The following is a 7,959-nucleotide window of genomic DNA, read 5'->3' on the forward strand; positions in this document are numbered from 1 at the left end:
CGGTTCAGCTCCTGTGTTGTCCGTACGGCGAATCAGGGGACGGGACCGGACGGTCTCGTCCGGGGACGGCGGTCGGACGACCGACGGGACCCGAAGGCCCCGGGCGGGCGTCGAGCGCGGTGAGCGCGTCGCGCAGCCCCCGGTGTACATCCTCGTACACCTCGAGGTGTCCGTCGGTGGCGAGGCGGTCGGCGTCGGCCAGCCGTGCCAGGTGCGCGTCCGCCTCGGCGTGGCCGGTGGGGGTGCGCGGCACGCCGAGCGGGGCGGGGCCCGCCGGGTCGTGCTCCGGCTCAAGCTCCCGCTCGTCGGGCGCGGTCCGTGCCTGCGGCTCCGTCCCCGTCTGCGGCACTGTGTCGCTCATGCGCAGACGCTACCTCGAACGTCTGGGGTACCGTCGGTCGCCATGGCCACGATCGAGGAGTGCCGCGCCGCACTCGAGAAGCTCTCGGACAACATGAGCCGCGCCGAGGGGGACGTCCGGGCGGCCGCGGCCCTGGACCGCTCGGTGAGCTGCCGGATCACCGACCTGGACGTCACGTTCGTCGGCCGGATGGCGGCCGGCCGGATCACCGTCCACGACACCCTGCAGGGCCCCCCACGGGAGAAGGCCGAGATCCGGCTGACGATGACCGGAGACGACCTGGTCGCGCTGGTCGCCGGCGAGCTGAACTTCGCCAAGGCGTGGGGCTCCGGGCGGGTCAGGCTCGAGGCCGGCCTGCGCGACCTGTTCCAGCTCAGGAAGCTTCTGTAGCGGCCGCCGTCGCCTCTGCGGCGACCGCCGCCACCGCCCGCCCGGCCCGCGCCCTGCGCGCCGCCGGCACCACGAGCGGCGTCCCGGTCTCCGGATCGTCGACGACCTGGCAGCGCAGCCCGAAGACCTCCTCCACCAGGCCGGCCGTGACGACGTCCTGCGGCGCGCCCTGCGCGACGACCTCGCCGCCCTTCAGCGCGATCAGATGGGTGGCGTACCGGGCCGCGTGGTTGAGGTCGTGCAGCACGGCCACGAGCGTGCGCCCGTGTTCCTCGTGCAGCTCGGCGCACAGGTCGAGGACGTCGATCTGGTGCTGGATGTCGAGGAAGGTGGTCGGCTCGTCGAGCAGCAGCAGCGGGGTCTGCTGGGCGAGGGCCATCGCGATCCACACCCGCTGGCGCTGACCGCCGGACAGCTCGTCCACGTACCGGTCGGCCAGCTCGCCGACCCCGGTCCGCGCCATGGACTCGCGCACGACCCGCTCGTCCTCGGCCGACCACTGGCGCAGGATCCCCTGGTGCGGGTACCGGCCCCGCCCGACGAGGTCGGCGACGGTGATCCCGTCCGGTGCGACGGACGACTGCGGCAGCAGCCCCAGCGTCCGCGCGACCTTCTTCGCGGGCATCGTCTGGATGACCTGCCCGTCGAGCAGCACCCGTCCCTGCTGCGGCTTCAGCATCCGCGACAGGGCCCGCAGCAGCGTCGACTTGCCGCAGGCGTTCGGGCCGACGATCACCGTGAAGGAGTGGTCGGGTATCTCCACCGACAGCTCCTCGACGATGACCCGCTGGTCGTAGGCGAGGGTGACGTTCTCGGCGGACAGGCGGTTCACGGTGCTCCTTCGGTCGTTCGGCCCACGGCCTTCCCGTACGGGGATGGTCGACTCGCGTGCGGGGGCGCTCATATCCGGCCCGCCCTGCGCTCGGTGACGAGGAGCCACAGCAGGTACACCCCGCCCAGCACGCCGGTGACGACTCCGACTGGCAGCTGTCCGTCGCCGAAGAGCCGTTGCGAGGCCAGGTCGGCGGTGACCAGCAGCGCGGCGCCCATGCACAGGGACGGCACGAGGTTCGGCCCGGGCGAGCGGGTCAGACGCCGGGCGAGCTGCGGCGCGGTGAGCGCCACGAAGCCGACGGGGCCCGCGGCCGCGGTGGCGGCGGCGGTGAGCAGCACGGCGGCGACCATCACCACCAGCCGCACCCGCTCCACCCGCACCCCCAGCGCATGGGAGACGTCGTCGCCCATCTCCGTCATCCGCAGCCCGCGCGCGTGGGCGAGGACGAGCGGCACGAGCACGCAGACCAGCGTGAGCAGCGGCCACACCTGCTTCCAGTCACGGCCGTCGAGGGTCCCGGTCATCCACACGACGGCGCGCGCCGCGTCGACGAAGTCGGCCTTCGTCAGCAGATACCCGTTGACGGCCGTCGCGACGGCCGAGACACCGATGCCGACGAGCACCAGCCGGTACCCGTGCACCCCCTGCCGCCACGCCAGCAGGTAGATGAGGGCCCCGGTCACCAGGCCGCCCACCAGTGCGCCGACGGTCACCTGGGCGGCGCTCCCGGAGAACAGCACGATCATGACGAGCGCGCCGGCCGTCGCCCCCTGCCCGAGCCCCAGCACGTCCGGACTGCCCAGCGGATTGCGCGAGACGGCCTGGAAGAGGGCTCCGCCGAGCCCGAGCGAGGCGCCCACGAGCAGCCCCACGAGGACCCGCGGCAACCGCAGTTCGTTGACGACGAACTCCTGTCCGGCGTCGCCGTCGCCGAGCAGCGTGCGGACGACGTCGCCCGACGAGATGGGGAAGTCCCCGGTGCCGATCAGCACCACGCTCGCGGCGAGCGCGGCCGCCACCAGCAGCACGACGACGGTGAGCGCCCGTACGTCCAGCCGGACGGACAGCCCGCCCGGACCGCGCAGCGCACGGCGGCCGCGGGAGGCCCTCCGCGCGGGCGTCTGCCCGCTCCTGTGCCCCGTCTCGTCTCCCGTTGCGTGCGAGGTCCTGTCCGCGGACTTCTGTGCGGACCTCTGTGCGGAGTCCTGCGCGGTCTTCACAGCTGGGCCGTCCTCCGCCGTCGTACGAGAAAGATGAAGACCGGACCGCCGATGATCGCGGTGACGATGCCGACCTGGACCTCCGAGGGGCGGGCCACGACCCGGCCGAGGACGTCCGAGCCGAGCAGCAGCACCGGCGACAGGAGCGCCGCATACGGCATGATCCAGCGCAGGTCGGGGCCGGTGAACGAGCGGACGACGTGCGGGACCATCAGGCCGACGAACACGATCGGCCCGCAGGCGGCGGTCGCGGCGCCGCTCAGCACGGTCGCCGCGAGCATCGACAGCGCCCGGGTGCGGGTGAGGTCGGCGCCCAGCGCCCTCGCCGTGTCGTCGCCCATGGCCACGGCGTTCAGCGGCCGGGCGAGCACGAACGCGAGGAGCGTGCCGACCACCAGGAAGGGCAGCACCTGCCGGACGGTCCCCTCGGTCGCCGAGGACAGCGAGCCCACCGTCCAGAAGCGCATCCGGGCGAGCGCCGCCTCGTCCATGATCATCACGGCCTGGAGGTAGCCGTAGAGGGCGGCGCTGATCGCGGTGCCGGCGAGCGCGAGCCGCACCGGCGTGGCCCCGCGGCTGCCGCCGAGGAACCAGACCAGCACACCGACCGCCGCCGCGCCGAAGAATGCGAACCACACATAGCCGTTCAGGCTCGTGACGCCGAAGAAGGTGATGGCGGTGACGACGGCCGCCGACGCGCCCGCGTTGATCCCGAGCAGCCCGGGGTCGGCCAGCGGATTGCGCGTCAGCGCCTGCAGCACGGCCCCGGACAGACCGAGCGCGGCCCCCACGAGCAGCCCCAGCACCGTCCGCGACAGCCGCTCGTCGACGACGACGTCCGCGTACGTCCCCGAATCCGCGAACAGCCCGTGCCAGACCTGTGCGACGGACAACTCCTTGGCGCCGACGGCGATGCTCGCCACCGCCACCAGCAGGAGAAGCGCCAGGGCGGCGAAGAGCCCCGCGGCCCGCGACGCCGCCCGCCGGCTCGGGGGCTCGGGGGCGGTCTGCGCACGCTGTTCGGGAACACTGTCGACCAACACCCGGTTAGGTTAGCCTACCCTCCCATCGCCTCCGGGGGCCGGTGTCACAACCCCAGCCGCGCCAGCGCCTTCCCGGCGTCCAGCTCGCAGACCCCGTCGCCCGCCGCCGCCCAGGCCGCCGCGCACAACGCCCGCAGCCCGTCCAGGCTTTGACCCTCCCCCGACAGCTCCAGCCTCTCGGCGCCGGCAGCCGCCGTCCAGCCGCCGCAACGGCAATCCCCGCCGTCCGCGGTGACCTCCGGCTGCCCGGTGAGCATCCCGCGCAGGTCGGCGTCGACGTACGTCGGCCGGTGCTGCGGCGGCGCGGCCAGCAGCTGCGCTCCGTCGGTGACCCCGGTGAGGACGAGCAGCGAGTCGACCTCACCGTTGAACGCACCCTCGATGTCCGTGTCGAGCCGGTCCCCGACGACCAACGGCCGCTCGGCGCCCGTCCGCAGGATCGTCTCCCGGTGCATCGGGGGCAGCGGCTTCCCGGCCACTTGCGGCTCGGCGCCGGTGGCGATCCGCACCACCTCGACCGCCGCCCCGTTGCCCGGCGCGATCCCCCGCCCGCTGGGAATCGTCAGGTCCGTGTTGGACGCGAACCACGGCACCCCGCGGGCGACCGCGTACGAAGCCTCCGCGAACCGCCCCCACGCCAGATCGGGCCCGCCGAAGCCCTGCACCACGGCCGCCGGATCGTCGTCCGCGGACTCCACCGGCACCAGCCCGCGCTCCCGCAGCGCGACCCGCAGCCCCTCCCCGCCGATCACCAGCACCCGCGCACCCGCCGGCGTCTGCTCACTGATCAGTCGTGCCACCGCCTGCGCCGACGTGATGACGTCCTCGGCGCCCGTCGGCATCCCCAGCTCCGTGAGATGGTCGGCCACCGCGTCGGGTGTGCGCAGCGCGTTGTTGGTGACATACGCGAGCCGCATGCCCCCCGCGCGCGCGGCGGCCAACGACTCGACCGCGTGCACGATCGCGTTCCCGCCCGCGTACACCACCCCGTCGAGATCGAGCAGCGCCGTGTCGTACGCCTCGCTCAGGGCCTGCCCACTGGCCTCGGGCCTCGTCCTGACGCTTCGGCTCATTCCGCATCGCTCCTCGTTCGCTCCGCTTTCCCCCGATCATCCCGCATGCCGCCGACACACGTACGATGCCGGGATGAACTCAGCAGGTCACTCGGAAGCGACGGCGCCCCGAGGCCTGGAACTCACCCCGTTCCGAGGCCTGCGCTACGACCCCGACCGGGTCGGCAGTCTCGCCGCCGTCACCTCCCCGCCCTACGACGTCGTGGTCCGCCCCGACGGCCTGCACCACCTCCAGGACGCGGACCCGTACAACATCGTCCGGCTGATCCTCCCTCAGGCCACCATCCCCGCAGTCCGCAACGAACAGGCCGCCGGCACCCTGCGGCGCTGGCTGACCGAGGGCGTCCTGACGGCGGACGCCGAGCCCTCCCTGTACGTCTACGAGCAGCGGCACGCCGACGGCATGCTCCAGCGCGGCCTCATCGGCAACCTGCGCCTCTCGGACCCGTCGGAGGGGATCGTCCTCCCCCACGAGGACGTCATGCCGCACGTCGTCGCGGACCGCGCGGCGCTGATGCGCGCCACGCACGCGAACCTCGAGCCGCTCCTGCTCACGTACCGGGGCGGCGGCGCGGCGACGGAGACGGTCGACCGCACGGCAGCCGGCCCCCCGCTGCTGTCCACCACCACGGACGACGGCTACAGCCACCGCCTCTGGGCGATCACGGACCCCGCCGAGACCGCCCGCGTCCAGGCGGACCTCGCACACCGTCAGGCCCTCATCGCCGACGGCCACCATCGCTGGGCGACCTATCTGCGCCTGCGCGCGGAGCACTCGTCGCCCAGCGCCTGGGACCAGGGTCTGGTCCTCCTGGTGGACACCGCCCGCTACCCCTTGCGCGTCCGCGCCATCCACCGCCTCCTGCACGGCCTGCCCGTCGCCGAGGCTCTCGCCGCGCTCGATGGCCGCTTCCGCGTCCACCGGCTCGACGTCTCCCTCCCGGAAGCCCTCGACGCCCTCGCGGACGCCACGACCGCGGGCAACGCGTTCCTGTTGGCGGGCGACGACGCCTTCCACCTCCTCGACCGCCCCGACACCGCCCTCCTCGACCGCACCGTCCCTGCAGACCGGCCCGAGGCCTGGCGGACCCTGGACGCGACGGTCCTGCACTCCACCCTCCTCGCGCACATATGGCATGTCCCCGAGGACGACCCGGCCCGCATCGCCTACATCCACGACGCGGCGGCCACGGTGCGCAAGGCACGACGCGACGGCGGCACGGCGGTCCTGCTCCACCCCGTCCGCGAGGAGGTCGTCCGCGACCTGGCCCGGCAGGGCGTCATGATGCCCCGCAAGTCCACGTCCTTCGGCCCCAAGCCGGCCTCCGGCCTGGTCCTGCGCGCCCTGGACGTCTGAGGACCCGTGTCCTGAACGCACGAAGGGGCGGGACCCGGTGATCCGGATCCCGCCCCTCGTCGCCGTCAACCACGCGCGTGCACGTCAGTGCTCGTCGCGGTCGTCCCCACGGTCGGCCTTCTCCGCAGCCTCAGCCACGTCTTCGGCCTCGTCCGCCGCCGCCTCGACGACGCCCTCATCAGCGTCGTCCTCGCTCTCGCTCTCGTCGAGAGCGTCGACGAAGTCCACCCCGTCCAGCTCGGCAAGCCGGTCGGACGCGTCGGTGCTGCCGTCCCGGTCCGCTTCCACGGCCTTGGCGAACCACTCGCGCGCCTCGGCCTCACGCCCGGCGGCGAGCAACGCGTCGGCGTACGCGTACCGCAGCCGCGCGGTCCACGGCTGGACGGCGCCGGCGGCCAGCTCGGGGCTCTGCAGCGTCACGATGGCCGCGTCCAGCTGCCCCATGTCGCGCCGGGCGCCGGCCGCGACGAGCCGCATCTCCACCTGCCCGGCCTTGTCGAGCTTGTTCACCTCGGGAGCGCCGGCCATGTCCAGGGCCTTCTCCGGCCTGCCGAGCCCACGCTCGCAGTCCGCCATGACGGGCCACAGCTCCGCACTGCCGGTCATCCGCCGTGCGGCCCGGAACTCGGCGAGCGCCTCGCTGTACTTCTGGTTGGCGTACGCGGCGAACCCGCCCGCCTCCCGCACAGCGGCGACCCTCGACGCCAGGCGCAGGGCGATCTTGGAGTATGCGTAGGCGCGCTCGGGGTCCTCGTCGATCAGCCGCGCGACCATCACCAGGTTCTTGGCGACGTCTTCGGCAAGCGTCTTGGGCAGGCTCTGCAGCTCCTGCCGCACGTCCTTGTCGATCTCGTCGCCGGTGACGTCCTCAGGGATCGGCAGCCGCTTGATCGGCTCACGGTCCCGGTCCCGGTCGTCGCGGAAACGGCCTCCGCCGCCCTGCCGGTCGTCCCGGCCGCGGAAACCGCCGCCCGGGCGCCCACCGCGGTCGTCCCGACGGGGACCACGGTCATCCCGCCCACGGAACCCGCCGCGTTCCCCGCCACGGTCATCCCGACGACCGAAGCCACCACGGTCATCCCGCCGATCGTCCCGACGGTCATCGCGCCGCTCATCCCGACGGAAAGCCGGACGGTCACCACGGTCGTCCCGCCGGTCATCGCGCCGATCGTCCCGACGGAAAGCCGGACGGTCACCACGGTCGTCACGGCGCTCGTCCCGACGGAAGCTCGGACGGTCACCACGGTCCCCACGGTCGTCCCGACGGAACGCAGGCCGGTCGTCACGGCGGTCGTCACGGCGGTCGTCACGGCGGTCATCGCGGCGGAACGGAGGCCGGTCGTCACGGCGGTCGTCGCGCCGGTCATCGCGGCGGAACGCGGGCCGGTCGCCGCCACGGTCGTCCCGACGCGGAGCGGGCCGGTCACCACGGTCGTCACGGCGGAACGCCGGACGGTCCCCGCGGTCGTCCCTGCGCGGCCCGCGGTCGCCCTCACGCCGATCATCCCGACGGTCGTCCCGACGACCGAAGCCACCACGGTCGTCATCCCGACGGAACGCCGGACGGCCACCGCGGTCATCGCGACGCTCGTCCCGACGGAAGCTCGGACGGTCACCACGGTCCCCACGGTCGTCCCGACGGAACGCAGGCCGGTCGTCACGGCGGTCGTCACGGCGGTC

The 7,959-nt window shown here is 73.6% G+C and carries 8 protein-coding genes; 2 read left to right on the forward strand and 6 right to left on the reverse strand.

Going from position 1 to position 7,959, the window contains the following annotated elements:
• Positions 1-4: 4 nt before the first annotated feature.
• On the reverse strand, positions 5-361 hold the full coding sequence (locus ABT300_RS13005) for a hypothetical protein (RefSeq protein ID WP_351674484.1): 357 nt from the start codon (positions 359-361) through the stop codon (positions 5-7).
• A 42-nt stretch (positions 362-403) separates the two neighbouring features.
• Between ABT300_RS13005 and ABT300_RS13010 the strand changes: the two genes are divergently transcribed.
• The gene (locus tag ABT300_RS13010) at positions 404-751 is read left to right on the forward strand and encodes an SCP2 sterol-binding domain-containing protein (RefSeq protein ID WP_351674486.1); all 348 of its coding nucleotides are present in this window, start codon (positions 404-406) and stop codon (positions 749-751) included.
• Here the strand turns inward: ABT300_RS13010 and ABT300_RS13015 are convergent.
• The 4 genes from ABT300_RS13015 to ABT300_RS13030 form a co-directional block, all read right to left on the reverse strand.
• Positions 735-1,655 (reverse strand): ABC transporter ATP-binding protein, encoded by a 921-nt coding sequence (locus ABT300_RS13015; RefSeq protein ID WP_351674488.1) that lies wholly within the window; start codon positions 1,653-1,655, stop codon positions 735-737. The genes ABT300_RS13010 and ABT300_RS13015 overlap by 17 nt on opposite strands.
• Entirely contained in the window at positions 1,652-2,671 is a 1,020-nt protein-coding gene (locus tag ABT300_RS13020; RefSeq protein WP_351674498.1) for a FecCD family ABC transporter permease, read from the reverse strand. The genes ABT300_RS13015 and ABT300_RS13020 overlap by 4 nt, the downstream gene beginning before the upstream one ends.
• A 131-nt stretch (positions 2,672-2,802) precedes the next feature.
• On the reverse strand, positions 2,803-3,849 hold the full coding sequence (locus tag ABT300_RS13025) for a FecCD family ABC transporter permease (protein ID WP_351674490.1): 1,047 nt from the start codon (positions 3,847-3,849) through the stop codon (positions 2,803-2,805).
• A 44-nt stretch (positions 3,850-3,893) separates the two neighbouring features.
• A complete protein-coding gene (locus ABT300_RS13030; RefSeq protein ID WP_351674492.1) occupies positions 3,894-4,922 on the reverse strand; it encodes an HAD hydrolase-like protein in 1,029 nt (342 codons plus the stop codon).
• 73 nt (positions 4,923-4,995) lie between these two features.
• On the opposite strand from ABT300_RS13030, the gene ABT300_RS13035 reads away from it, so the two are divergent.
• The gene (locus ABT300_RS13035; RefSeq protein ID WP_351674493.1) at positions 4,996-6,279 is read left to right on the forward strand and encodes a DUF1015 domain-containing protein; all 1,284 of its coding nucleotides are present in this window, start codon (positions 4,996-4,998) and stop codon (positions 6,277-6,279) included.
• A gap of 84 nt (positions 6,280-6,363) precedes the next feature.
• On the opposite strand, the gene ABT300_RS13040 is transcribed toward ABT300_RS13035, so the two are convergent.
• A complete protein-coding gene (locus ABT300_RS13040; RefSeq protein WP_351674499.1) occupies positions 6,364-7,161 on the reverse strand; it encodes a tetratricopeptide repeat protein in 798 nt (265 codons plus the stop codon).
• Positions 7,162-7,959: the final 798 nt, after the last annotated feature.

It is taken from the genome of Streptomyces sp. NPDC001027, from assembly GCF_040299045.1.
Taxonomy (GTDB): Bacteria; Actinomycetota; Actinomycetes; order Streptomycetales; family Streptomycetaceae; genus Streptomyces.

Coding starts and splice junctions, on each gene's coding strand:
- ABT300_RS13005 (WP_351674484.1), bottom strand. CDS start 361: ATGAGCGACACAGTGCCGCAGACGGGGACGGAGCCGCAGGCACGGACC.
- ABT300_RS13010 (WP_351674486.1), top strand. CDS start 404: ATGGCCACGATCGAGGAGTGCCGCGCCGCACTCGAGAAGCTCTCGGAC.
- ABT300_RS13015 (WP_351674488.1), bottom strand. CDS start 1,655: ATGAGCGCCCCCGCACGCGAGTCGACCATCCCCGTACGGGAAGGCCGT.
- ABT300_RS13030 (WP_351674492.1), bottom strand. CDS start 4,922: ATGAGCCGAAGCGTCAGGACGAGGCCCGAGGCCAGTGGGCAGGCCCTG.
- ABT300_RS13035 (WP_351674493.1), top strand. CDS start 4,996: ATGAACTCAGCAGGTCACTCGGAAGCGACGGCGCCCCGAGGCCTGGAA.